Raw genomic sequence first — 23,917 nt, 5'->3', positions numbered from 1 at the left:
CACCGTTCCCGGGAGAGCCGCACCATGGGCAAGAAGGCCGCCAAGAAGGCGCCGCAGCGCAGCCAGTCCACCCCCGCCGTCACGGGCGACATCCCCGTGGTCGGGGCCCGCGAGGACTGCCCCTGCGGCTCGGGCCGCCGCTACAAGGCCTGCCACGGCCGCGAGGCCTCGCACGCGGTCCAGGAGCTCGTGCACCGCCCGTTCGAGGGCCTGGCCGGCGAGGCGGACTGGGTGGCGCTGCGCGAGCTGGTGCCCGCCGCCACCGTGCCGCTGACGCTGGCCGCCGGGGTCGCCGAGGCCGCCAACGGCGAGGTCCCGTCGGTCACCCTGGCCACCGTGCTGCCGCTGGCCTGGCCCGCGCTGCGCCGCCAGGACGGCTCGATCCTGCTGGGCCTGCAGACCCAGTCCTCCTCCGGCGACCTGAGCCGCGACCTCGGGGACGCCCTGGAGCTGGCCCTGGCCGCCGAGCCGGGCTCGCCGGTGCCGGCCCGCCGGACCGTGCCGGGCGGCCGCCGCCTGCAGGACCTGCTGGACCCCGCCGCCGCCTTCGAGCCGGCCGTGCACACCGGCTTCGAGTTCTGGCTGGAGGACGCCGAGACCGCCACCGGCGAGGTGGCCGCCTCGCTGGAGCGCGCCAACGCCTCGGCGATCCCGACCGAGAAGCTCGCCGGCCTCGACTCGGCGTACTGGTGCGGCACCCCGGACAAGAACCACCTGCGCTGGGTGATGACCGTGCCGGAGGAGCAGCTGCTGGACGCGCTGGCCCGGCTGACCGCCGCCGAGAAGTCCTCGCTCGGCCCGGACACCCGGCTGGTCGGCTCGTTCCGGGCGCACGGCCTGACCGTGCCGGTCTGGGACCTGCCGGTCGACATGACCGCGGCCGACTGCGAGAAGCCGGCCGCCGAGTTCGCCGAGCTCCTCGCGGCGACGCTGGCCGACCCGGCCCCGCTGACCGCGGACGAGCGGCGGGCCCGCGCCAACCTGGTGAACCGTCAGGTCACCCTGAACTAAAGGCGGGTCGCAAGGAACGCGGCCACCCGCCCGTTCGACGTGATACGCGTCACATTGTCGCCCGTAACCCGCAATTTCCGGGCTGCGACGGCGTCTTGGAAATTGGCGCGGGCGCGGATCCTTGTTACTGTCTAAAGAGTCCGGTCGCTGGTGCATCCCCCGTCGCCAGCGGCCGGATCTTTTGTTTTTCCGAACATCCCACGCCAACGCGGGTCGGCCGTGCCCGATCGATACGCCGGACGACCCGGTCGCACCGCGCGGGCAGCGGCCCGGCCGCGCCGTCAGTACGCCGAGCGGCCGCTGTCCAGCTGGACCGCCGCGTCCACCAACTCGCCCAGCAGTGGACCGACCTGGGGCAGCCAGACGCCTCCGTCGGCGCCCTGACGGGGCGGCAGCACCCAGCGCACCCGGTCACCGGCCCCGCCGCCGGGCGGCAGCGGCAGGAATCCGCCATTCCCGTGGTAGCGCAACGATCCGGGCACCCAGGGGAGTTGGACGAGCATCTCGCCGAGCGCGTCGAGCGAGTAGGGGGCGACCAGCATCGCGTAGCGGTCGGGCATGGCCAGTACCGGGCCGAGCCGCAACCGGAGCGCGGCCAGGTAGGCGAGCGCGCGGGCCCCGGCCGCCGCCGGCAGGCTGACCGCGGAGACCGTCCGGCCGGTCGCGACCAGCACCGGGGCGTCGGGGCAGCGCTGCTCCCACCACCAACGCACCATCCGGGCGTCGGTGGTGGCCGCGAGCAGGGTCGGGTCGTGCGGGTGGGCCCCCGGCACCGGGCAGTCCGGGTCGCCGCAGGAGCAGACTCCGCCGGCGAGCAGGACGGTTCCGGGGACCACGGGCCAGCGGTGTTCGGTGGCTGCCGACAGGGCCCCGGCCAGCCGGGCCGCCCGGGCCGCCGACCGGTTCCTCGGGTCGTCGCGCAGTGGGTTGTCACGCATTGGCACCCGTTCCTTTCCGTGACCGCTCGAAGGCTCCGACCCGCGGCCGCCGGGCCGGCCGCCGCCGCCGCCGGCCGGGGACGCCGGACGGCCCGCGTACCGGACGGAGGGAACGGACCGGGAGCCGGGCCGGGGCCGAACGGCGGGCAGGGCGAGCGGCGGTGCGGACGGCGGTGCGAACTGCGGCGCGGGCCTGGAGCACGCGGTGGAGCACGATGTGAAAGGGCCGCGGAATAGAACAGCCCTTGGAACGAGAATCCCGTATGCGACCGGATGGACGCCGCCCGGGCGCGGTTGGTTCCACCGTACGAGTGAGTCGCTTCCGGCCGGCCCGGCCGGCCGGCGGTAAAGGCATACGATCCGGACGGCCGCCGGAACCGTCCCCTCGGTTCTGCCCGTTCACCAGCCGCTCCATGCCCGCCGGGCGGAGCCGTCGCGCCCCGCCGGACCGTGGCGCGACCGACCGGCGCGCGCGGAGCAGAACGCGCCCCCCGACCGGGCCCACCAGGCCCGGAACCGGCCACCCGCCTTGTCATGACTCTGGACATGCCCCGAATGGCCTGTGTAGAAGTGGTGGCATTGCTGTCGATCAATGACGAGTAGTAGCGAATCGAGGCGAAACGCGCCCCTTTGGTCGTGCTCGCTCCAGAACGGCCGTTCCCGGGGGGTTCCGCATGATCCGCGTGACACGTACCACCGCGTCAGGAGTGGCGGCATGACCGAGTCCCCCCCACCGTCGGCGTCCTCCGAGCCGGCCGAGCCCGGCGGCACCAGCGGGCTCTCCGTCCTCGACCCGCCGGGCTTCCACGGCGCGGCCCCGGCCCCGGCCGCCGGCGCGGGCCAGCCGTCCCCCGGACGGCCCGAGGGCACGGACCGCCGCCCCGAGGACGGCGTCTCCCCGGCCCCCGGCACTCCCGACGCCGGTCCCGACGGCGCTCCCGACGGCACGACCCCGGCGTCGACCGGCGCGCAGGACCGTTTGGCCGGACGACTGTCCGATTTCGCCAGCCTGCACGAGCACACCGAGCGGCTCGCCCGCGCCCGGGGCCTCGGCGCCACCCTGGACACCGTCCTCGCCTCCGGCACCGCGCTGCTCGGCGCCGACCGCGCCCTGCTGGTCACCGTGCTGCCCGGCGGCGGCCCGAGCCAGCCGCTCGGGCTCGGCCTGGACCGCGCCAGCCTCGGCGCGCTGGAGACCGTCCCGGCCGACCAGAGCCTGCTCGCCCGGCTGCTGCGCGAGCACGACCGGCCCTCCGAGGTGCGGTCGCACGACCTCGCCGAGGACCCGGCGATCGGCGCCCGGCTGCGCGAACTCGCCGGGCAGCTCGGCCTCGGCGGCTGCTACGGCCTGCCGCTCGCCACCGAGGAGGACGGCCCGCTGGCCGCCGCCCTGTGGTTCTACGACGGCCCCGCCGGCCCCACCGACCGCCGCCGCGAACTGGCCCGCCGGTACTCCGAGGTCGCCGCGCCGCTGCTGGCCAAGCAGCTGGACGCGGAGAAGGTCCGGCGCACCACCGAGGCCCTGCGCCGCGGCCTGCTGCCCGACCGCCTCCCGCAGCCCGCCGGGCTCCGGCTGGCCGCCCGGCTCGTCCCGGCCGGACTCGACCGCTCCTGCGGCAGCGACTGGTACGACGCGATCCCGCTGCCGGACGGCACCGTCGGGCTGACCGTCGGCTCGGTCTCCGGCGACGGCCCCGGTGCCGGGCCCGGCTCCGCGCCCGGCGCGGCCGCCGCGATGGGCCGGGTCCGGGCCGCGCTGCGGGCGTACGCGGTGCTGGAGGGCGAGGACCCGGTGTCCGTCCTGGGCGACCTCGAACTGCTGCTCAAGACCACCGAGCCGACCCGCAGCGCCACCGCCGTCTACGCCTGGGTGGAACCGGAGGAGCGCCGGGTCACCCTGGCCGGGGCCGGCCACTGCCCGCCGGTGCTGGTCACCAGGTACGGCGCCGAGTTCGTCGAGACCTCGCTCTCCGCGCCGCTCGGCATGCTCTCCTGCTGGGAGGCGCCCGGGGTCGAGTTCACCGCCGAGCGCGGGGACACCCTGATCCTCTACACCGAGGGGCTGGCCCGCCGCTTCGGCCAGACCCTGCACTCGGGACAGGCCGATCTGCGCCGGGCCGCCGCCGACGCCCCCCGGGACGTCCGGACCGACCCCGAGCGGCTCTGCGCCCACCTGCTGGCCGCCGCAGCCGAGCGGGACGCCGACCGGCGGCAGCGCGCCGACCGCCGCGCGGCGGGCCAGGACCCCGCCGACCGGGACGGCGGATCCTCCCCCCGGCGCTCCACCGCCCAGGCTCCGGCCACCGACGACCTGATGCTGCTCGCCGCCCGCTTCGAGTGACGGCCCCGGTGCCGGGCCCGGACCGGAGCCGGTGCCGGTGCCGGTGCTGGGGCCGAAGCCGGAACCGGACCGGTGCTGGCCCCGGTGCCGGCCCTGTGCCGCAAGGCCCGGCACGAACGGATGAAGGCCCGAACGGGTGAACGGCCGGGCGTCCGTACCATGGACGCACGGCCGCCCACCCGTGTCGTGATCCGACGCGCCCCGGGCGGCACCACGCGCAAGGAGGCGACGTACGTGACCGAGGACCGCACCCCGGCGGTGGCCGAGAACCCCGAGGCCGCCGGCGGCGACGAGGAACCGCAGCAGTTCAAGGGCCGCAAGAACGGCCTCTACTCCGAGGTCTCCGACGAACTCGCCGCGTCGATGAAGTCCGGCTGGGCCGACACCGAGCTGCACGGCCTGACCCCGGTCCCGCAGGCCGGCTACGCCGCCGAGCGCCGGGCCGCGGTCTCCGCCGCCCACCCCGGCGTGCGCCTGGTCGTCCCGGCCGGCACCCTCAAGATCCGCTCCAACGACACCGACTACGGCTTCCGCGCTTCCAGCGAGTACGTGCACCTCACCGGTGACCGCACCGAGGACGCCGTGCTGGTCGCCGAGCCCACCGGTGCCACCGGCCACGACTTCGTCCTCTACCTGCTGCCCCGCTCCGACCGCGAGAACGGCGAGTTCTGGCTCGACGGCTACGGCGAGCTGTGGGTCGGCCGCCGGCACAGCCTCACCGAGCAGGAGCAGCTGCTCGGCCTGCCGGTCCGCGACGTCCGCAAGGCCGCCGACGAGCTGGCCGACCGCGCCGCCGACGGCGTGCCGACCCGGATCGTGCGCGGCTACGACGCCGGCCTGGAGGCCGCGCTCGCCGATGTGCTGGACGCCGACGAGGACGCCGGGTTCAAGGAGTTCCTGAGCGGCCTGCGGCTGGTCAAGGACGAGTGGGAGATCGGCGAGCTGCGCGCCGCCTGCGCCGCCACCGTCAACGGCTTCACCGACTGCGTGCGCGAGCTGGGCCAGGCCGTCGCCACCTCCGAGCGCTGGATCGAGGGCACCTTCTGGCGCCGCGCCCGCGTCGAGGGCAACGACGTCGGCTACGGCTCGATCTGCGCCGCCGGCGCGCACGCCACCACCCTGCACTGGGTGCGCAACGACGGCGAGGTCCGCCCCGGCGAGCTGCTGCTGCTGGACGCCGGGGTGGAGACGGAGACCCTCTACACCGCCGACGTCACCCGCACCCTGCCGATCAACGGGCGCTTCGGCGAGCTCCAGCGGAAGATCTACGACGCGGTCTACGACGCCCAGGAGGCCGGGATCGCGGCCGTGAAGCCCGGCGCCCGCTTCCGCGACTTCCACGACGCCTCGCAGCGGGTGCTCGCCGAGCGGCTGCTCGCCTGGGGCCTGCTGGACGCCTCGGTGTACGACGTCGAGAAGGTCCTGGAGCTCGGGCTCCAGCGCCGCTGGACCCTGCACGGCACCGGCCACATGCTCGGCCTGGACGTCCACGACTGCGCCCACTCGCGCACCGAGGAGCACGTCGACGCGCTGCTGGTGCCGGGCATGGTGCTCACCGTCGAGCCCGGCCTCTACTTCCAGCAGGACGACCTGACCGTGCCCGAGGAGTACCGGGGCATCGGCGTCCGGATCGAGGACGACATCCTGGTCACCGCCGACGGCAACGAGAACCTCTCGGCCGGCCTGCCGCGCCGGGCCGAGGACGTCGAGGCGTGGATGGCCTCGTTCGGCCAGGTCTGACGAACGACACCCCGGGGCGGATGCGCCCCGGACGAACCGGCCGTCGGCGGTCCGGCCCCCGAGCAGTGGGGGCCGGACCGCCGGCAGCCTCGTCGTGGGCCGGCGGCCGCCGGCCCACGGGCCCGGGCGGTCAGGAGTCGACCGCCGCCGTGAACCTCGGCTTGATCACCACCGGCGGCGCGTCCCGGCCGTCGCCCCTGGCCCCCACGACCACCGCGAAGTCGGCGTTGGGCTTCCAGTCCTCCGGGACGCTGACCTGGAACTCCAGGTACTTCGATTCGTGCGGACGGATCAGCCGCTCCAGCAGTGAGGTGTCGACCACCAACTGCCCGTTGCCGTCCGGCGCGACCGGGAGCCGGCGGACCCCGACACCGGCGCCGTACCTGGTCTCGACGACGACCTTGGCCGCGTCCGCTCCGGTCAGCGCCAGGGTCGGCACCACCGAGGCCAGCGGCGCCGCCCCCGGATTGCCGATGGTGATCGCGAACGCGCTGGGCCGCCCGGCGACCACCCCGTCGCTCGGCGTGAAGTTGAGCCTCAGCTCCGGCGCCATCCGGCCGGCCGCCGGGGCGCTCGTCAGCAGCAGGGGCGCCAGCGCCGAACCCTCCTCGAACCGCTCCGGCGTGGTCGACAGCACGGCCAGGGCCTCGATCAACAGCGTCCCCTCCGCGCTGTCGATCGAGGGGTCCAGCCGGTAGCGGAGCGTCCGGGCAGCCCCCGGGCCGAGCGGGAACGCGGCCGCGTCGCCCGAGGCCAGGTAGGCGCCCGAACCCACGGTCAGCGGGACATCCGTCCAGCCGCCGCCCTCCTCCTCGCGCTGGAGCCGGCCGCGCACCGACCGGCCGGAGCGGATGGCGCCGGTGAGCGTCCGGACCGACACCACCGGGGCCACCGCGTCGAACAGCCGCTGGGTGGTGTTGCGCCAGGTCACCGAGAAGGTCGTCGGGCCGGCGCCAACGATCGCCTCCGTCCCCGTCAGGCCGTCGAAGCTCAGCGCGACGCCGTCGCCGCGGCGGACCGTGCCCGAGGGAGCGGGCGCCGCCGGGGACGGTCGGGCGGACTGTCCTCCGGGCGGAGGGGAGGGCGCTCCCGCCCCGGCCCCCGGCGGGGCAGGGGCCTCCCCCTCGCCGGGCAGCACCGGAACGGGCCCGGTGCCGGGCCCGGCACCGGTGCCCGGGGCGGCCGCCGACGGGTCTCCGGCCGTCCCCCGCGCCGCCTCCCCGACCGGCTGGGCGGGGTCGTCGGCGGGCGGTGCGGGGAAGCCGGTCGGGGATGCCCCGTCGGCGCCCCGGGTCGGCACCGGGCCGTCGCTCATCGTCGCCGCCGGCGCGTCGTCGCCCTTGTCGGCGAGCGTGTCGCTGGGGACGGTGAGCACGCCGACGACCATGGCCGCGGCGAGCCCCATCAGGGGCAGGCCCACCAGGTAGGCGGGCCGCCTGCGGTTGCGGGGGCCCTTCGGCGGGTCGGCCGGGCGCAGGTCCTGGGCGGTGATCCGGGCGGCGCGGGCGGCCAGGGCTTCCCGGAGCAGCCGCTCCATCGGCGACTCGCCGCCGACCGGGGCGGTGAGGCCGGTACCGGCGCCGCCCCCCGCACCCCGGTTGCCGCGCGGGCCGTCCCCGTCGGGGCCGGGGCGCTTCGGGCCGTCCCCGTCGGGGCGCTGCGGATCGGGGCGCTTCGGATCGGGGCGCTTCGGGTCGGGACGCCGGGCGCCGGACGCGTCGCCGGACGGCTCGTGGTCGGACGTGGAACGCCGGTCGTCACTCATCGGGCGTCCCCCAGCTTCCGTTCCAGGGCGTCCAGGGCCCGGCTCGCGGTGGACTTCACGGTGCCGCGCGACACCGCGAGGATCTCGGCGATCTCCGACTCCGACAGGTCGGACCAGTAGCGCAGCACCAGCACCTCGCGCTGGCGCGCGGTCAGTTCCTGCATGGCCAGCAGCACCCGCCGGTGCTCGTCGTGGAGGACGGCGTGGTCCTCCGCCGAGGGTGCGTCCGCCTCGTGCGGCGGCACGTACTCGCGGGCCGTGCGGCGGCGGCGCAGCACCGAGCGCGCCCCGTTGACCACGGCCGTGCGCAGATAGGCCAACGCGTTGTCGAGGTCGTCGAGCTCGTCGCCGTGCCGTTGGTACAGCTTGGCGAAAGCTTCCTGCACGACGTCCTCGGCCTGGTCCTGATGGTCGACCAGCAGGACGGCGAGCCGGACCAGGCTCAGCCGGTGCGTGAGGTAGAGCTCGGTCAGCGTCGGCCCGGCCTCGCGGGTCCGGCCGCCGCCGGCGAGCAGCCGGAACCCGGCCCGGCGCCGGCCCGCCGTCTGCGCGGCGACGGGGACGTCGAGGATCTCGCCCGCGCCCTGCGTCTCCCGGGCGCCGAACAGCAGCGCCAGCAGCCGACGGAGGCCGAACCCCCGCTCCTGGGCGGCCGGGGCGGCCGGCCCGATGGCCATGGACATCCGTCTTCGCCTTCCCCCCGACCGCGGCCCGGCTGCCGCCGGTGCGTCAGGACATCGTCGATTGGGTGGCCGGCCCGGTCGAAGGACCGCGCCCCGCCGGGCAGGTCGTACCGGGTCGGGCGTACCGGGCAGGTCGTACCGGGTCGGGCGTGCACCGGCCGGTGGGACGCCGGTTCGCCGGAGCGTGCGCCGGATCGCCGGTGCGCGGCCCGGCGTGATCCGGACGAAACGCCCTAGGAGGTCGCCTTCGGCGTGTCGTCCGCCATCCAGGTGATCCTCGGCCGGGCCTTCTGGGTCGGGAGGGCGCCGCCGTCGGCCGTCCCGCCGACCGTGAACTCCAGCCCGCTGCCGGCGCTCCAGCCCTTCGGCAGGTTGAAGCGGAACGGGTAGACGGCTGTCTCGCCCGGCACCAGCACCCTGGTCAGCACGGTGGTGTCCAGCCGGACCTGGCCGTCGGCGTCGAGCGCGCCCGACAGCCGGTGCCAGTCGCCTTTCACCAGCACCTCGGCGGAGAGGTCGCCCGGCACCAGGCCGTGCGTGGTGTTCCGGCCGAGCGGGTCGGTCACCCTGACCGTCGGGACCACCGTGTGGTTGCCGGTGGCGTCCAGGTTGGACAGCTCCACCCGCAGCTCGGAGGGGATCCGGCCGACGGTCATGTCGGTCGCCTTCGTTGCCGAGAACAGGACCGGCTGCCCCGTCGTCACGTTCATCCGCGCCTGGGTGCCGCCGACCGACAGCGCCTTGGCACCGCGTCCGACGTAGGCGTCGGCCGCGATCGGCAACCGGCCCGACATGCTGTCGGCCCCCAGGGTCAGGCGGTAGCGGACGGCCCGGCTCTCGCCCGGGTCGAGTGCGAACGCCCCCTGCTGGGGCCCGCTGTCCACGCCCTTCTGGTCCGGCTTGACCTCTCGCCACTCGTCGATGTCCTTGCGGTCCAGCACGCCCTTCGCCGTCGCACCGAGCCGCGCCACGGCGGCCGGGTAGTCGAACGGGAGCACCCGGACCACCGGGACGATCTCGTCGAAGCGCCGGTCGGTGGCGTTGCTCCAGGTCACCTCGAACTCGAAGTAGCTGCCGCCGCCGCGGATCTCCCAGGCACCGCTGAGCGAGCGGATCGCGACGTCCACCCGCTCGCCGACCGCGGAGGGCACCTCCTCCGGCCGGTTCGGGGCGGTGCCGGTCGCGGGGGCCGGGCCACCGCTCGGGGTGGTGACCGGGGCGGAGCCCGGCGCGGGGCTCTCGGGGCGGGCGGACCCGGTGGGCACGGGCACGCCCTTGGAGGGCTCGGCCGGCTTCGCCGCGGCGGGCGCCGGAGCACTCGCCGACACCGGCCCGCTCGCGGTGGCCGGGGCGGTCGCGGTGGACCCCGTCGGTACGGCCGGCGTCCTGCCCGCCGGGCCCGGCGTGCCGGCCGGGGCGGTCGCGGCCGGTGCCGTCGCCGCGGGCGACGTCCCCTCCGGGGCGGACCGCGCGTCGGCCACCGGTGCGACAAGTGCCACGCCCGAGGGTGCCGGAGCCGCTGACCGGGCCGGTCCGGCGCCCGCGCCGGCCTCGGCCGGAAGCAGCGCGTAGCCGGCCGCACCGGCGACGACGGCCGCCAGCGGAACGGTCCTGACGAGACGCCGGACAGTGGACGGACGCATGGTGGGTTCCCCGTGGTAGTCGGACTCGGCCAGTGAGCGAGACCCGGCACCGGTGCGGTCGTGCCCGCGCCGGATCGGCCCTCACCCTTTCAGACGCCCATCCTCGCCAGGAGTTGTGGGTGCTTCGAAGGAAATTTCGAACTGGCCGGAACGGCTACACTCACCGGAATTCCGCCACCGCCCGTCCGCAGGGGGTCCCATGGCCGAGCAGTACCCGACCGGTCCGACGACCGCCGTCGGCGCCACCGTCACCGCCGTCACCGACCCGGCCGCCGGTACCGGCGCCGATGCGCTGGCAGGTACCGGCGCCGGCCCGGTGGCCGTCAGCATCGGACGGCGGCCGGAGCCGGTGCACGAGGTCGCCGTCTACGCCTTCGACGGCATGACCCCGTTCGAACTCGGCGTCGTGGTCGAGGTGTTCGGCCTGGCCCGGCCCGAGCTGAGCGGACTGCTGGCCGCCCCCTGGTACGGGCTGCGGGTGTGCGCCGACCGCCCCGGCACGCCGCTCCGCTCGGTCGGCGGGTTCACCCTCACCGCCGAACACGGCCTCGACGACCTCGCCGCCGCCGACACCGTGGTCGTCCCCGGCGTGCCGAACGCCTTCGGCGGGACGGTCTCCCCCGCCCTGGTCGAGGCGCTGCGCACCGCGCACGAGCGCGGCGCCCGGATCGTCTCGATCTGCTCCGGGGCCTTCGCGCTGGCCGCCGCCGGCCTGCTCGACGGCCACGAGGCCACCACCCACTGGCGGTACGCCGAACTGCTGCGGCAGCGCCACCCGGCCGTCCGGGTCAACCCGGACGTGCTCTACGTGGACAACGGATCGGTGCTGACCAGCGCCGGCAGCGCGGCCGGGATCGACCTCTGCCTGCACCTGGTCCGGCGCGACCACGGCGCCAGGGTCGCCAACAGCGTGGCCCGCCGGTTCGTCGTACCGCCGCACCGGGACGGCGGCCAGGCCCAGTTCATCGAGGCCGCCGTCCGGCCGGTCGAGGAGGAGGACGACGGCGTCGCCCGCTCGATGCAGTGGGCACTGGACCACCTGGCCGACCCGCTCACGGTCACCGGGCTGGCCCGGGCCGCCCGGATGTCCGACCGCTCCTACCTGCGTCACTTCACCGCCCGCAACGGCACCAGCCCGATGCGCTGGGTGATCAGCCAGCGCGTCGCGGCCAGCCTGCCGCTGCTGGAGGCGCCCGACGGCACCGTCGAGGAGATCGCCGGCGCGGTGGGGTTCGAGAGCGCCGCGACGTTCCGGCACCACTTCGGGCGCGTCATGCGCACCTCCCCCACGGCCTACCGCCGCTCCTTCGGCCGCGGCGCCGCCTGACCCCGCCGCCCCGGGGACCAACGGAACCCTCCGGGCCGTCGGCCGACCGCACGCCCCACGCCCCGCGCCTACCCGCCCGTCGACTCGGGCACGGCCTGAAAAGCTCGCCACGGCTTGATAGTTGCTCGCGGTTCTATCGAGCGGCGTAACGATTCCGCATCGCCCCCAGGCGTTTTCCCATCCGCCCCGAAGAGCTATATGCGAACCATCGACCAGAAGACCGACATGCAGGGCCTGATCTTCTACTCGGCGTTCCGTCCGAAGCGCGACAAGGCCCGCTCGGCAGAGACGATCAAAGAGCTCCCCGTGATCAACCTCGCCGCGCACAGCTACGACCTCTCGGTGGAGGACATGTTGGCCCACCTCGGGGACATGAAGGGCAATCACCGGTCCCGGAACCTCGTGAGCTGCCTGGTGCTGACCACAGCGATACAGCAGGGGGAACAACTGGACCAGTTCGCCGATCAGTGGAACGGTTTCGCCAAGGACCTGATCATCACCGAACTCGGCGGCGCCTTCCTGGCGGGAACCGGCGGGGCGCTCATCCCCGCCCTGCGCGGCGGCCGTGCGCTGTCGATCCTGGAAGTACCCGGACGATCCTCCTCCGTCGGCGGACTGACTCCGCTGGTACCCCGGCTTCCCGCTACGTGGGGCCGGGGCGGCTTCGAACTGGCAGCCTGACACCACGACACTCGGATCCCCACGAGAGGAGATACGGACGATGCTGCGCAGGGAGGGCGACGGGGTCACATGGTGGATCCGTCGGGAGCAGCTTGAGGGACGCACCGGCGAGCCGCACCGGAGCCTCGTGCTGACGCTCGCCACCCGGGGCGGCGCCGACGAACAGGCCCGACTCGGTTCGCTCCTCCTGGAGTTGTTGGAGGACGGGTTCCAGGAGGCCGGAGCTTCCGCCGTGTTCCGCGGGGCCGCCGTCACCCGGCACGACTTCAGCCGCGAGCCCTTCGGTGAACGCCACTTACTGGACGGGCTGCTGGATGTGCTGGCCACCGGTGAGGTGTTCCAGAGCAACTGGCTCTGGGCGGTGACCGGGACCGGGGTCGCGGAGGAGGCGAAGCCCGGCCACGTCGGACTGGACCTCCGGGGCGGCCGATTCGGGTCGGACATCTGGCAGTGGCAGATCTACACCGGCACGGAGACCGGATCGGACGCCTTCCGAGACCACCTGGCCGTGCTCTGGACCGACAGCCTGCGGGTCGTCGGTGAGCGCGCCGACCTGCTCTGGGGCGGCGTCTACCACGACGTCTACGCGATGATCGAGCCCCCGTACGAGCGCTACCACGGCATCCTGCAAGGGCTGCAGACGGCCGACCGGCATCCGCGCGGCTACTACTGGTGCAACCACCTGTCGGCCGGACAGCTCGACCGGCTCGGCGGGATCGACACGGTGGCGAGGCGCGCCGCCGAAGCGGGTCTCGCGGCCGAGCCGGTCCTCCGGGCCGGCGCACCGGCGGGGCTGCTGGTCACCGTGCGGGAGCCGGTGACTGCCCTCTCGGACGAGGCGCTCGCGGCCGTCCGGGACCTCGTGGCCCCGGCGCTGCACCCGCAGCCGTACCACTGGTACGGCGGACCGCCGCTGCGGGTGCTGAAGGAACCGGGAACGGCGTTCCGACCGATCCCGGCGGACATCATCACACCCTGGTTCGAGGACGATCCGCCGATCGAGCCCGACGGCGGGATCGCCCGGCGGCTGGTACCCGACGAGGACTGAGCCCGGCCGGGAGGCCCGCTCGACCCACCGGCCCCGGTCGGCCCCCACCCCGTGGGAGTCCGGCCGGGGCCGTGTCGTGCGGTCAGGCCTGTCCGCCGGTGCGGCGGGCGGCGTTGGCGAGGATGGCGTCGTGCAGCCACCGGGCGAGGCCCGGGGCGAGTTGCTCGTAGACGGCGGTGAAGCGCGGATCGGCGACGTACATCTCGGCGAGGCGGCAGTGCATCTCGTGGCCGCACTCGTAGAAGTTGCCGGTGATCTGCTGCCGGTGCTCCTCGGCGAGGTCGGTCGCCGGGCCGCCGTCGGCCGGTTCGCCGGCCGTGAAGGCCTCGGCCAGACGGGCGTTGAGCGCGTCGCCCTCCGCCTTGATCCGCTCCCAGTCGGCCTTGCCGTAGCCGCCGGTGCGGCGCTGCGACTCCGCCCAGGCGCCGGTGGAACCCCAGCGCTGTTCCGCCTCGGTCTCCCACTCCTCCCGGTAGGAGTCGCCGAAGAGCTCGAACTTCTCCTCCGGGGTCAGCTGAATCCCCATCTTCTCTGCCTCCATGGCGTGTTCGACGGCTGCGGCCAGTTTCTGGAGGTGGGCGATGCGGTCGGTCAGCAGTCGGTGCTGACGCCGCAGATGCTCGCTCGGGCTCACCGAGTCGTCGTCCAGAACGGCCGCGATCTCCTCCAGGGGGAACCCGAGTTCGCGGTAGAACAGGATCCGCTGCAGCCGGCCGAGGTCGGCCTCGTCGTACCGGCGGTAGCCGGCCGGCGTACGGCCCCGGGGGGACAGCAGGCCGATCTCGTCGTAGTGGTGCAGGGTCCGGACGGTCACCTTGGCGATCCGCGCCACCGCGCCGACCGTGCGGCCGGTGCGGCCGTCCTCGTCTCCACTGTTCATCGGGGTACTCCCTTCCTGCTGACCACGACCCTGCCTCCTCCCGTTGCGTGAGGGTCAAGCCCAGTGTCGGGTGCCGGTGGAGGAGTCTCCGATCCGGCCAGGCCGGACGGGCGCCGGTTTGTGGGGTCCGGCCAATTGCCGGGACGGGCGGACGGCCACCAGCATGTGCGCGTGACCACGCCCGTACCGTCCGGAACGCCACTGCCGAAGCCGACGCCGCCGACCGACCCCCTGCCGACCGACCCCCTGCCGACCGCCGTCCCGGCGACCGGTTCCTTGCCGGCCGCCGCACCTCCGCCGGGCCGCCGGCTGGCGGCGGAACTGGTCGGCACCGCGCTGCTGGCCGTCGTCGTGGTGGGCTCCGGCCACCAGGCGGACGCCCTGACCTCGGACGCGGGGCTGCGCTTCCTGGCGAACGTCGGCGCCTCGGCGGCGGCCCTGACGGTGCTGATCACCCTGTTCGGCCCGGTCTCCGGCGGACACCTCAACCCGCTGATCACCGCGGGTGCCTGGTGGACCGGCCGGGGCACCCCCGCCGGGCTGCCGCTGCGCGAGGCGGTCGGGTACGCCGCCGCCCAGACGGTCGGCGCGGTGGCGGGCACCGGACTGGCCGACGCGATGTTCGGGCACCCCGTGCTCCGGCTGTCGGCGGTGTCGCGCGGGAGCGCCGCGCTGTGGCTCGGCGAGGCGGTGGCCACCGGGACCCTGCTGCTGGTGGTGACCGGGGCGACGGCCGCCGGGCGCGGCCGGCTGGTCCCGGCACTGGTCGGCCTCTGGGTGGTCGCGGCCTGCTGGACGACCTCCTCGGGCGGCTTCGCCAATCCGGCCGTGACGCTGGGCCGGGCGCTCACCGACGGCTGGACCGGGATCGCGCCCGGATCGGTCCCCGGTTTCGTCCTCGCCCAGTGCGCGGGAGCGGCGGCCGGGATCGGCCTGGCGGCGCTGCTGTTCGACGGCCGGAAGCACGCGCCCTAAGGCACCTGGACGCCCGCCGTCGGCCTGGGCCCCGGGGGCGGCGCGGTCCGCCGACGGCCGCTCCGTCGCCGGCCCGTCCGCTGCTGCGGGAGGCCGCCACCGCCACCGGGACCGCCGTCCGGACCGCCCCGGCCGGGGGGACGGCGGCCGGAGCCGCGCCGCCGCTGGGCGGGCAGGAGCAGCACGCACCCCGCCGAGACCACCACGAAGGCGAGCCGGACCAGTCCGCGCGCCGGGTCGGACGGCAGGAACAGCGTGCCCCCGTACAGCGCGACCAGCGCGATCCAGCTCCACCAGGGCACCAGCCGCCGCTGCCCCACGGTGTCCCAGAGCAGCGTGCCGAGCATGATCGACGCGGTGTAGTACGTGTAGACGCTCGGGTCGAGCAGGATCCGGGCGTCCGCCCCGAGCAGGACGACGGCCGGCCAGCGGCCGCGCCACACCGCCAGACCGCCCAGGCCCAGTCCCAGCGCGAACTGCGCCGGACGGTCCCACCAGGGCGTCGTCGGATCGGACACCCCGAACCAGCGCAGCGCCGAGGCGGTCTGGTTGGGGATGGTGAACTTCGCGGCCGCCACGGTGTCCAGGTCACCCAGGTAGAACGGCAGCCAGGCGACCGCCACCAGCCCGGCGAACCAGAGCCCCGTCCGCACCCATCTGGCCCTGGGCAGGGCGAGGATCAGCGGCGCGAACGCCAGCGCCCACGGTTTGGAGTCCACCGCCAGCGCCAGGCACACGGCGAGCGAGGTGGCCCGGCCCCGGCTGAGCTCGTGCGCGGCGAGGGTGGTGAAGAACAGCGCCAGCACGTCGTCCAGGTGCGCGAAGCGGACCGACACCTCGACCCACATCGGGATGAACGCGAGGCCCGCGACCAGCAGCCGCTGCTGGAGCCGTCGGTGATTGGTGCCGGTGCCCAGGTGGTACTGGGCGGCCGTGCGGCCCACCAGGACCAGCATCGCCAGCCCGAGGCCGGACATCACCGCCTCGGCCAGCACCTCGCCGGAGTGCCCCCGGAACGGTGCGAAGAGCCGGGCCACGGCCAGGCTGACCGGGCCGATCTGCAGTTCGGGGTGGTGGGCGTAGAGGGAGAGCCCGCCGTCCGACCTGTCGCTGAAGAGCAGTTCCTCGCCCTGGCGCAGGTAGTGCCAGGAGAAGCCGCCGCTCGGCTCGACCAGCAGGAACCAGAGCACCGTCCAGGCCAGCAGCAGGACGTGGTGTCTGCGCACCGGCAGGCCCGCGATCCGGCCGGTGGCCGCCTCGTAGTCGGTCCGGGTCCGTCCCGGCCGCCCCGACCGCTCCCGGCGCCCCGCGCCCGTTCCACGCACCCCAGTACCTCGTCCGCCGTGCCGCCCCCTCGGCCGGTCATCCTAGGCGACCGAACGGAACCGCCCGTGCCCCCGGGTACGGGGTCACGGGCGGTCCGCTTCGGGCGAGGTGCCCCGGCGCGGTGCCGGGACGGTCCGGGCTCAGCCCTGCTGCGCGGTGCGGCGGCGGCGGAGCACGACCAGGGTGCCGACACCGGCGGCGAGGACGGCGCCGCCCGCGATCGCGATGGCGGTGGTGTCGTCACCGCCACCCGTGGTGGCGAGCGCCTTGTCCGCATTGGACTTGGCCTTGGCCACGCCCGCCGGGGTGATCGGCAGCGGCTTGATCTTCGGAACGCTCACCGGGAAGTCGATCGCCCCGGCGGTGTCGTCCTGGGTCGGCGCGGGGCTCGACGGGGCGGCGGTCGCGGGCGCGCTCGGGGAGGTGCTCCCGCTCGGCGTCGCGGTGGCGCTCTCCGAGGGCGAGGCCGTGGTCGACGGGGTCGTCGACGGGGTGGCCGTCGTCGAGGGCGTCGTCGACGGCGTCGCCGTGGTGGACGGGGTGGCGGTCGTCGACGGCGTGGCCGTCGTGGAAGGCGTGGCCGTGGTCGACGGGGTCACCGGCGTGCTCGGGGTCGTCGAGGCGCTCGGCGACGGCGAGGTGCTGGTGCTCGGGCTACCGGTCGGCTTCACCGTCGGGCTCGTGCTGGGGGTGGTCGGCTTGGTCGTCGATGGCGTGGCGGTCGGGCTCGGCTTGACCGGGCCCTCGGCCACGATCTTGAAGCGCTTGCCGCGGATGCCGTCGCAGCTGAACTCGGCCTCGCCGGTCGGGTTCTTGCCCTCGGCCTCGGCGGAGAAGACCACCGGGACCACGCCGGCGTTGCCGCGCGGCGCGTCCTTGGCCACGGTGACGCGGACGGCGACCGTCAGGCTGCTGCCCTTGGTGACGGCCAGCAGCGAGTCCTCGAAGTCCGGGTTGCCGTCGCCCTGGAGCTTGGCGAGCAGGAACAGCACGCCGTCGTCGTCGGACTCGGCACCCGGCGCGGCCCCGGCCGGGTGCCAGGCCTTGGTCTTGTCCAGCGCCTCGGGCAGCTGGTACTCGACCTTCAGGTCCTTCGCCTCCAGGGTGTCCTGGGCGTTCTTGAACTTGAGCAGCGGGTAGAAGACGAAGTCCGTCTTCGTGTTGTTGTCGATCGTGAAGCTGAACTGCTTCGAGTCGCCACCGGCGACGAAGGTGCCCGGCACCCCGTCCAGCGACAGGTCGAGCTGGCGGTGGGCGGCCTTGTCGGCCTGCGGCGCGGCGGCGGCCGAGGGCGAGCCGGTGGCGGCGGCGAAGGCACCCTGGGCGCCGGTGAGGGCCATCGAGGCGGCGAGCGCGGCGGCGCCGGCCAGGGCCAGACTGCGAGGTATGGAGATGGACAAGGAGAACCTCACGGGAGTGTCCGGGCGCGGCCCGGGAGCGCGGGTGGACCCGGTGGTTGTCCGAGCCGCGATCCCCCCGCGAAGGCTGAAAGTCCGACGGAGACTACCGAAGGCCCCCGCCGTCCCGGAAGGTGGGTGCCGGTTTGGAACGGCACCAGGTCGTTTTCTGTCCGATTGGACCGACTCTGGGACGGAAAGGGCCTTTTGCCCTCGGCCGTAGGGGCGTTGGGGGTGCTTGGTACACGGTGGGGAAGGTGCGCCGCGCGGGGTGCTACGCCGGGCGCTACGCCGGGAGCCCGGCCCGTCGGCGCGCGACCGCCGCGACCGCCGCCCAGTCCTTCTCGCCGTCCCCGTGCGCGAGCGCGTCCAGGAAGGCGTCCCGCAGCACACTGCCGAACGGCAGTGGCACCCGCGCCGAGGCCCCGGCGGTGAGCGCGAGATCGACGTCCTTGAGTCCCAGCGGCAGCTTGAACCCGGCCGGCTCGTAACGGCGTTCGGCGACCATCGCGCCGTACCCGGAGTAGATCGGGCCGGGGAACAGCGTGCCGCTGAGCATCTCGATCAGGTCGGTCGGCCGGACCCCGTTGGCCTCGGCCAGGCTGCACGCCTCCGCCATCGACTCGATCGCGCAGGCCAGCAGGAAGTTGGTGCTGATCTTGGCGGTGTTGGCCTGCGCCGGGCGCTCGCCGAAGTTCCAGACGCGCCGGCCCATCGCGGCGAGCAGCGGTTCGGCCGCCGCCAGCGCCCTGGGGGCCCCGGCGGCCAGGATGTCGAGCTCTCCGGCGGCGGCCACCGGCGGACGGCCGAGCACCGGCGCGGCGACGTACCCGATGCCGTGCTCGGCGTGCAGGGCCTCGGCCCGCTCGGCCAGGCCGACCGAGACGGTGGCCGTGTTGATGTGCAGGGTGGCCGCGGCACCCGCCAGCAGGACCGGGTCGAGCAGCAGCCGTTCGACGGCCTCGTCGTTGGCGAGCATCGAGACGACCGCGTCGGCCGCGAAGACCTCGGCCAGGCCCTCGGCCGCCTCGGCGCCCAGGGCGACCATCGCGGCCACCGGCTCGGGCGAGCGGTTCCACACCCGGACGGCGTACCCGGCCCGCAGCAGGCTGCCGGCCATACCCCGGCCCATCGCGCCCAGTCCGACGAAACCGACCGTCGTCCCGCTCATCGCACACTCCCGCTGTCGCCCGGCGGACGGACCGGTCGTCCGACCACGAGCAACCGACTGTACGTCAGCCCGTCGGGCCGCCGACCGACCCGATCCGGCTCACGGAGGGGCGGGCGGACGGGCCGTCGGACCGGGGGCGGTCAGGCGGCCGCCGCGCGGTGCCCGTCCGCCGCTCCCGCCTCCAGCCGCGCGGCCACCCGGTGGCGCAGCAGCTGGTACTGGACCTGGAGCCGGCCCGGACGCTGCGGGCGGGCGACCGGGCGGCCGGGGCCGACCTCCTCGTCCGGGCCGAAGCGGGAACGGGTCATGTCGACCTCGGTGCCGGCGGCGGACCGGTTCCACCAGTGCAGGTCCGTCCGGACCCCGCCGACGTACACCTCGCCCATCATCAGCTCGCCGCCCAGCAGGTCGTGCACCACCAGGGCGGTCGCCCGGCACTGGCCGTGGGCGGGATTGTCGGGACGCCAGTGGGCCTGGTCCTCGGGCGCGCAGGTGTCGACACCCCAGGAGGAGCGGATCGCACGTTCGATGTCGTTGAGGGTCCACGCCGTCATAGCGGGAAGCCTGCCACGCGGCACCGACAGCGGCAGCGGCTTTTCGGCCAAAGTGCCCGTGTTCTGCGACGACCCGGGTGACCTTCACCCGTACGGGGAGCCCGCGGGGCAGAGGCCGGGAGGCCGTTCCGGGGCTGCCGGGGCCCCGACCGCCGCCCGGACGGGCGCGACGCGGGTCCAGGTGCGGGCGCGGGCCGGTGCGCGCCGGAGCGGTCGGGGGTCCGCTCCGGCGCGTGTTCCGGTCCCGCGTGCTTCACCCGCCGGGTGTCACTTGCCGAGCGCCTCGACGCCCGCCTGCGCGAACTGCTCGTCCAGGTCTCCGCTGGGGGCGCCCGCGACACCGATGCCCGCGACCGGCGCACCCTTCGACTGCACCGGCGCACCGCCGGCCAGGAACAGGGTGCCCGGGATGTCCTTCAGGTTCGACGCCTGCGCGAGCCGCTTGGCCAGCTCGGAGGTGGGCGCGTTCCAGGAGACGGCGGTGAAGGCCTTCCGCACGGCCGACTCCGGCGACTGCGGGCCGGCGCCGTCGCCCTTGAGCAGCACCCGGGTGACACCGTCACGGTCGACGACCGCCACGGAGACCTTCTGACCGGCCTTGGCCGCCGCGTCCAGGGTGGCCTGGGCGGCCTTGGTGGCGGCGGCGATGGTCAGACCGGTGGTCTGGGCGAGGTTCTTGTTCTGGGTGTCGGCCTTGACCGCGGCGGCGGCGACGGACGGGGTGTCGGTGGCCTCGGCACTGGCCGAGACGGCGCCGAGGGTGGCGGCGGCCAGCGCGGCGGCGGCGACGGTACCGGTCAGCACCTTGGTGCGAACGGAGATCTTCTTCATGGTCCGGCTCCTCGTCGGATGGTGTCGCTGGGAACGGGATCGATCCTCCGGCGACGGGCCCCGTCGCCGCATCGGCGGTCCGGACAGCTCCCGCGGGCATGATGGACGACGGACCCGTCAGCCGATCGGCTGATGCGGCCCCGGGCCGGACGGGTCACCATCGAGGGATCGCCCCGGCCGGGGCCGCGGCCGGCACCGCGACGGGCCATGAGGACCAGCGATCACCGGCCACCGGCCACCGGCCACCGGCCACCGGAAACGAACGAGCGAGCGAGCGAGGAGCGGCCTTGTGCACCACCCCGGCCCCCCGCTCGACCCGGACGCCGGCCGACTGGCCGTCCTGCTCGACTCCGCGTTCCTGCTGCTGCTCGCCACCTCGCTGAGCCGCTTCCTCACCCACCACCCGGGCAGTCCGCGCATCCCCTGGGTGCTCGGCCTGAGCATCGCGCTCGCCGTCGTCCAGCCGCTCGGCTCCTGGCTCGCCCACCGCCGCCCGCCCGCCCCCGGGCAGCGCCGACCCGCCTGGCCGCTGGCCGTGGTGACCGTGCTCTGGGTGGTCCTGGTGCTGCTCGCGCCGAGCTTCTCCTGGTGCGCCGTGCCGCTGGTCTACACGGCCCTGCGCACGCTGCCCACGCCTGCGGCCATCCCCCTCGTGGCGGCGCTCACCCTGCTGGTGGTGGTCGGCGAGGTGCGGCTGCCCGGCGCGACCGACGCCAACCTCCTCCTGCTGCCGCCCGCCGTCGCCGCACTGGCCACCGGCGTCTTCCTGTACATGGAGCGGCAGGCCGAACGGCAGCGGGTGCTGATCGCCGACCTGGTCCGCACCCGGCGCGAACTCGCCGCCACCGAACGGCGGGAGGGCACGCTGGCCGAGCGGGAACGGCTCGCCATGGAGATCCACGACACCCTCGCCCAGGGCCTCTCCAGCCAGCAGATGCTGCTCCAGGCCGCCGACCGCACCTGGGACGGCGACCCGGCGACCGCCCGCAGCCACGTCCGGACCGCCGCCGAGGTGGCCGCCCGGAACCTCGCCGAGGCCCGCCGCTTCGTCCACGACCTCGCGCCCGCCGAACTCGCCGACGGCCGCACCCTCGACCGGGCGCTGCTCTCGCTCGCCGAACGGGAGTCCGCCGAGAGCGGGCTGCCGGTCCGCTTCCACCTGGACGGCGCGCCGGTGCCGCTCCCGGCAGCCGCACAGTCCGCGCTGCTGCGGATCGCCCAGGGCGCGCTCGCCAACGTCCGCGAGCACGCCGGGGCCTCGACCGCCGCCCTCACCCTCTCCTTCCTCGGCGACCAGGCCGTCCTGGACATCGCCGACGACGGCCGCGGCTTCTCCCCCGACGACACCGCCCCCACCGGGAGCCGGGGCCACGGCCTGCCCGCCATGCGGGCCCGGCTGCGCCAGCTCGGTGGGACCCTGACCGTGGAGAGCGCCCCCGGCGAGGGCACCGTCGTCTCGGCCGCGGTGCCGCTCACTCCCGCCGTCCCTCTCCCTCCCGGCACCGCCGGTGCCCCCGGTGCCCCCGACACACCCGATGCCCCTGACGTCCCCGACCGTCGCCAGGGCCCAGGAGCCGTCCGATGAACCCCACCCCCGCCCCGTCCCCGGTCCGGCTGCTGGTCTGCGACGACCACGCGGTGGTCCGGGCCGGTCTGCTCGCCCTGCTGGCCAGCGCCGGCGACATCGAGGTGGTCGGCGAGGCGAGCAACGGCGAGGAGGCGGTCGAGCTCGCGGCCCGGCTGGCCCCGCAGGTGGTGCTGATGGACCTCCAGCTCGGCGACGGCATCGACGGGGTGGAGGCCACCCGGCGGATCACCGCCGCTCCCGACGCGCCGCACGTCCTGGTCCTGACCACGTACGACACCGATGCCGACATCACCCGGGCGATCGGCGCGGGCGCTACCGGCTATCTGCTGAAGGCCGAGCGGCCGGAGGAGCTGTTCGCCGCGGTGCACTCGGCCGCCCAGGGCCGCACGGTGCTCTCGCCGCCGGTCGCCTCCCGGGTGATGGCGCAGATGCGGGCCCCGGCGCCGCAGCTCACCGAGCGCGAGACGGAGATCCTCGCCCAGCTCGCCCAGGGGCTCGGCAACCGGGAGATCGCCCGCGCGCTGTTCATCAGCGAGGCGACGGTGAAGACCCACCTGGGCCGGATCTACGACAAGCTGGGCGTCGACACCCGCTCGGGCGCGGTGGCGGTCGCCAAGGAACGCCGCCTGCTGCGCTGACGGCAGCGAATACCGACATTCCGTTCGGAATATCGGTATTCCGCACCCCTGGGTCGCGACCTCCGCCGCGAATGCCCCGGCACCCGAACGACCGATCCCACCAGCCGCGTCCGCCAGTCCCCGGCTGCCCCTTGCCGTCTCCTGCCACCCCTTGCCAACCGGACGGCCATCCCCGATTGTGGATGTTTCATGGATTAAGGGTATTGACAAACCAACCATGCGGTTTGTTACCGTAACGATCAACGACGCCCTGCAACAAAGGGGGCCTGCCGGGCCTGTGCGGAACGCTCTCGCCGGAGAGTGCTGCCAGGGGGGACGGCGGAGTCCGGGGTGGTCGGGGGGAGCGGCGAACAGCCGCGCGTCGACGCGGCGCGGAGCGGGTCCGGGGGGACTCGCTCCGCGCCTCCCTGCTTTCCGGGCCCTTTCCGAACCCCTTCCGGGCCCCTTGGTGCCGCTCCGGCCACCGCTCCGCGCACCGCCTCGTTCGCCACTCCGTTCGCCGCTCTCCGTGGTGGCGCCCCTTTTCTGCGCTCGCCACCGTCCGCACTTCACGGCCCTCCAGGTAAACTGCACCGGGTAGTGCAACACGCCGAGGAGGGGAACCCGCCCGATGAGCACAGCGAACCCGGCAGCGACCACCGGCTCACGCCGCATGCCCGAGAAGCGCCGGGCCATCGCCCGCGCGGCGAGCACGGTGTTCGGCCGCGAGGGCTACACCCGGGCCAGCGTCGACGCCATCGCCTCCGAGGCCGGCGTGTCCAAGCGCACCATCTACAACCACTTCGGCGACAAGGAGAAGCTCTTCCTCTCCGTCGCCCTGGAGACCGCCGGCGAACTCACCGAGATCATCGCCGGCCTGGCCGACCGCCATCTGCACAAGATCGTCGACCTGGAGGCCGATCTCACCGCCTTCGCCGTCGACCGCGCCAAGGCCGTCCTCGCCGCCGGCGAGCACTACGCCCTCGGCCGCACCATCCGCGCCGAGGCCGGCAACATCCCGCCCGACGTCCTCGCCGCCTGGCTCGCCGCCGGCCCGCTCGCGTCCCAGCGCGACCTGGCCGACCACCTCGTCCGCCTCGCCTCCCAGGACCTGCTCACCCTCGGCGACCCCGACCTCGCCGCCACCCACTTCACCCTGCTCACCTTCAGCGGCGCGGCCGACCAGTCCTTCTACGGCGCCGTCCCCATCTCCGACGCCGCCCTCCACACCACCGTCACCACCGGAGTCCAGGCCTTCCTCCGCCTCTACCCCCGCCCCTGAGGGTTCTGGCAGCCCTGGCGGCTCAGGCGGCGCTGGCGGCTTCATCGGCAGGACGGCCAAGGGTTCACTCCTCGACGCGATACGTTGGAAGTTCCGATTCCAAGATCGGACACGACGGC

The 23,917-nt window shown here is 74.9% G+C and carries 20 protein-coding genes and 1 pseudogene; 11 read left to right on the top strand and 10 right to left on the bottom strand.

The window, feature by feature from the left end; genetic code table 11:
- Positions 1-24 precede the first annotated feature (24 nt).
- On the top strand, positions 25-1,011 hold the full coding sequence (locus tag OG715_RS22905; protein WP_266270719.1) for a DUF5926 family protein: 987 nt from the start codon (positions 25-27) through the stop codon (positions 1,009-1,011).
- Between the two features lie 281 nt (positions 1,012-1,292).
- Here OG715_RS22905 and OG715_RS22900 read toward each other — a convergent pair whose 3' ends face one another.
- Positions 1,293-1,949 (bottom strand): bifunctional DNA primase/polymerase, encoded by a 657-nt coding sequence (locus tag OG715_RS22900; protein WP_266270718.1) that lies wholly within the window; start codon positions 1,947-1,949, stop codon positions 1,293-1,295.
- A 715-nt stretch (positions 1,950-2,664) separates the two neighbouring features.
- Here OG715_RS22900 and OG715_RS22895 point away from each other — a divergent pair.
- Together OG715_RS22895 and OG715_RS22890 are read left to right on the top strand one after the other, a co-directional pair.
- Positions 2,665-4,290, top strand: a complete 1,626-nt coding sequence (locus tag OG715_RS22895) for a PP2C family protein-serine/threonine phosphatase (protein ID WP_266270717.1) — start codon at positions 2,665-2,667, stop codon at positions 4,288-4,290.
- 234 nt (positions 4,291-4,524) lie between these two features.
- On the top strand, positions 4,525-6,030 hold the full coding sequence (locus tag OG715_RS22890; protein WP_407661007.1) for an aminopeptidase P family protein: 1,506 nt from the start codon (positions 4,525-4,527) through the stop codon (positions 6,028-6,030).
- 130 nt (positions 6,031-6,160) lie between these two features.
- On the opposite strand, the gene OG715_RS22885 is transcribed toward OG715_RS22890, so the two are convergent.
- The 3 genes from OG715_RS22885 to OG715_RS22875 form a co-directional block, all read right to left on the bottom strand.
- On the bottom strand, positions 6,161-7,795 hold the full coding sequence (locus OG715_RS22885; protein WP_266270716.1) for a hypothetical protein: 1,635 nt from the start codon (positions 7,793-7,795) through the stop codon (positions 6,161-6,163).
- Complete coding sequence (locus OG715_RS22880) at positions 7,792-8,478, bottom strand: RNA polymerase sigma factor (RefSeq protein WP_266270715.1); 687 nt, start codon at positions 8,476-8,478, stop codon at positions 7,792-7,794. Before OG715_RS22880 ends, OG715_RS22885 begins: the two co-directional genes overlap by 4 nt.
- 233 nt (positions 8,479-8,711) lie before the next feature.
- Positions 8,712-9,743, bottom strand: coding sequence for a hypothetical protein (locus OG715_RS22875; RefSeq protein WP_266270714.1), 1,032 nt, complete (start codon positions 9,741-9,743; stop codon positions 8,712-8,714).
- Here OG715_RS22875 and OG715_RS22870 point away from each other — a divergent pair.
- The 4 genes from OG715_RS22870 to OG715_RS22855 all read left to right on the top strand — a co-directional run bounded on the left by OG715_RS22870 (position 9,736) and on the right by OG715_RS22855 (position 13,177).
- Complete coding sequence (locus tag OG715_RS22870) at positions 9,736-10,050, top strand: hypothetical protein (RefSeq protein ID WP_266270713.1); 315 nt, start codon at positions 9,736-9,738, stop codon at positions 10,048-10,050. The two genes, OG715_RS22875 and OG715_RS22870, sit on opposite strands and share 8 nt — an antisense overlap.
- 270 nt (positions 10,051-10,320) lie before the next feature.
- Positions 10,321-11,448, top strand: a complete 1,128-nt coding sequence (locus OG715_RS22865; RefSeq protein WP_266270712.1) for a helix-turn-helix domain-containing protein — start codon at positions 10,321-10,323, stop codon at positions 11,446-11,448.
- A 198-nt stretch (positions 11,449-11,646) separates the two neighbouring features.
- Positions 11,647-12,129: a hypothetical protein gene (locus OG715_RS22860; protein ID WP_266270711.1), complete on the top strand. Its 483-nt coding sequence runs from the start codon at positions 11,647-11,649 to the stop codon at positions 12,127-12,129.
- A gap of 40 nt (positions 12,130-12,169) precedes the next feature.
- The gene (locus OG715_RS22855; RefSeq protein ID WP_266270710.1) at positions 12,170-13,177 is read left to right on the top strand and encodes a hypothetical protein; all 1,008 of its coding nucleotides are present in this window, start codon (positions 12,170-12,172) and stop codon (positions 13,175-13,177) included.
- Between the two features lie 82 nt (positions 13,178-13,259).
- On the opposite strand, the gene OG715_RS22850 is transcribed toward OG715_RS22855, so the two are convergent.
- Positions 13,260-14,057, bottom strand: coding sequence for a MerR family transcriptional regulator (locus tag OG715_RS22850; protein WP_266270709.1), 798 nt, complete (start codon positions 14,055-14,057; stop codon positions 13,260-13,262).
- A 171-nt stretch (positions 14,058-14,228) separates the two neighbouring features.
- Between OG715_RS22850 and OG715_RS22845 the strand changes: the two genes are divergently transcribed.
- Positions 14,229-15,032 (top strand): aquaporin, encoded by an 804-nt coding sequence (locus OG715_RS22845; RefSeq protein WP_266270708.1) that lies wholly within the window; start codon positions 14,229-14,231, stop codon positions 15,030-15,032.
- Here the strand turns inward: OG715_RS22845 and OG715_RS22840 are convergent.
- From OG715_RS22840 to OG715_RS22815, 5 genes and pseudogenes are all read right to left on the bottom strand, one after another.
- A complete protein-coding gene (locus tag OG715_RS22840) occupies positions 15,029-16,357 on the bottom strand; it encodes a hypothetical protein (RefSeq protein WP_407661006.1) in 1,329 nt (442 codons plus the stop codon). The genes OG715_RS22845 and OG715_RS22840 overlap by 4 nt on opposite strands.
- Before the next feature lie 141 nt (positions 16,358-16,498).
- Positions 16,499-17,758: an LPXTG cell wall anchor domain-containing protein gene (locus tag OG715_RS22835; RefSeq protein ID WP_266270707.1), complete on the bottom strand. Its 1,260-nt coding sequence runs from the start codon at positions 17,756-17,758 to the stop codon at positions 16,499-16,501.
- Positions 17,759-18,041: 283 nt separating this feature from the next.
- A pseudogene (locus OG715_RS42450) lies at positions 18,042-18,932 on the bottom strand (NAD(P)-dependent oxidoreductase); the annotation flags it as partial.
- 134 nt (positions 18,933-19,066) lie between these two features.
- A complete protein-coding gene (locus tag OG715_RS22820) occupies positions 19,067-19,480 on the bottom strand; it encodes a YunG family protein (protein ID WP_266270706.1) in 414 nt (137 codons plus the stop codon).
- 267 nt (positions 19,481-19,747) lie between these two features.
- Positions 19,748-20,311 (bottom strand): GlcG/HbpS family heme-binding protein, encoded by a 564-nt coding sequence (locus OG715_RS22815; RefSeq protein ID WP_266270705.1) that lies wholly within the window; start codon positions 20,309-20,311, stop codon positions 19,748-19,750.
- Between the two features lie 289 nt (positions 20,312-20,600).
- On the opposite strand from OG715_RS22815, the gene OG715_RS22810 reads away from it, so the two are divergent.
- From OG715_RS22810 to OG715_RS22800, 3 genes are all read left to right on the top strand, one after another.
- Positions 20,601-21,896: a sensor histidine kinase gene (locus OG715_RS22810; RefSeq protein ID WP_266270703.1), complete on the top strand. Its 1,296-nt coding sequence runs from the start codon at positions 20,601-20,603 to the stop codon at positions 21,894-21,896.
- Positions 21,893-22,537, top strand: coding sequence for a response regulator (locus tag OG715_RS22805; protein ID WP_266270702.1), 645 nt, complete (start codon positions 21,893-21,895; stop codon positions 22,535-22,537). The genes OG715_RS22810 and OG715_RS22805 overlap by 4 nt, the downstream gene beginning before the upstream one ends.
- Positions 22,538-23,147: 610 nt before the next feature.
- Positions 23,148-23,798: a TetR/AcrR family transcriptional regulator gene (locus tag OG715_RS22800; protein ID WP_266270701.1), complete on the top strand. Its 651-nt coding sequence runs from the start codon at positions 23,148-23,150 to the stop codon at positions 23,796-23,798.
- Positions 23,799-23,917: the final 119 nt, after the last annotated feature.

Origin of the sequence: Kitasatospora purpeofusca (genome assembly GCF_036010405.1) — a bacterium.
GTDB classification, from domain to species: Bacteria; Actinomycetota; Actinomycetes; order Streptomycetales; family Streptomycetaceae; genus Kitasatospora; species Kitasatospora purpeofusca.
The sequence above is the reverse complement of the archived record's forward strand: the minus strand, read 5'-3'. Positions and strand labels throughout refer to the sequence as shown.

Bases quoted from the DNA above. Each gene is read 5' to 3' on its own strand.
- OG715_RS22895 (WP_266270717.1), top strand. From the start codon at position 2,665: ATGACCGAGTCCCCCCCACCGTCGGCGTCCTCCGAGCCGGCCGAGCCC.
- OG715_RS22865 (WP_266270712.1), top strand. From the start codon at position 10,321: ATGGCCGAGCAGTACCCGACCGGTCCGACGACCGCCGTCGGCGCCACC.
- OG715_RS22815 (WP_266270705.1), bottom strand. From the start codon at position 20,311: ATGAAGAAGATCTCCGTTCGCACCAAGGTGCTGACCGGTACCGTCGCC.
- OG715_RS22900 (WP_266270718.1), bottom strand. From the start codon at position 1,949: ATGCGTGACAACCCACTGCGCGACGACCCGAGGAACCGGTCGGCGGCC.
- OG715_RS22880 (WP_266270715.1), bottom strand. From the start codon at position 8,478: ATGTCCATGGCCATCGGGCCGGCCGCCCCGGCCGCCCAGGAGCGGGGG.
- OG715_RS22905 (WP_266270719.1), top strand. From the start codon at position 25: ATGGGCAAGAAGGCCGCCAAGAAGGCGCCGCAGCGCAGCCAGTCCACC.
- OG715_RS22885 (WP_266270716.1), bottom strand. From the start codon at position 7,795: ATGAGTGACGACCGGCGTTCCACGTCCGACCACGAGCCGTCCGGCGAC.
- OG715_RS22805 (WP_266270702.1), top strand. From the start codon at position 21,893: ATGAACCCCACCCCCGCCCCGTCCCCGGTCCGGCTGCTGGTCTGCGAC.
- OG715_RS22850 (WP_266270709.1), bottom strand. From the start codon at position 14,057: ATGAACAGTGGAGACGAGGACGGCCGCACCGGCCGCACGGTCGGCGCG.
- OG715_RS22855 (WP_266270710.1), top strand. From the start codon at position 12,170: ATGCTGCGCAGGGAGGGCGACGGGGTCACATGGTGGATCCGTCGGGAG.
- OG715_RS22820 (WP_266270706.1), bottom strand. From the start codon at position 19,480: ATGACGGCGTGGACCCTCAACGACATCGAACGTGCGATCCGCTCCTCC.
- OG715_RS22860 (WP_266270711.1), top strand. From the start codon at position 11,647: ATGCGAACCATCGACCAGAAGACCGACATGCAGGGCCTGATCTTCTAC.
- OG715_RS22800 (WP_266270701.1), top strand. From the start codon at position 23,148: ATGAGCACAGCGAACCCGGCAGCGACCACCGGCTCACGCCGCATGCCC.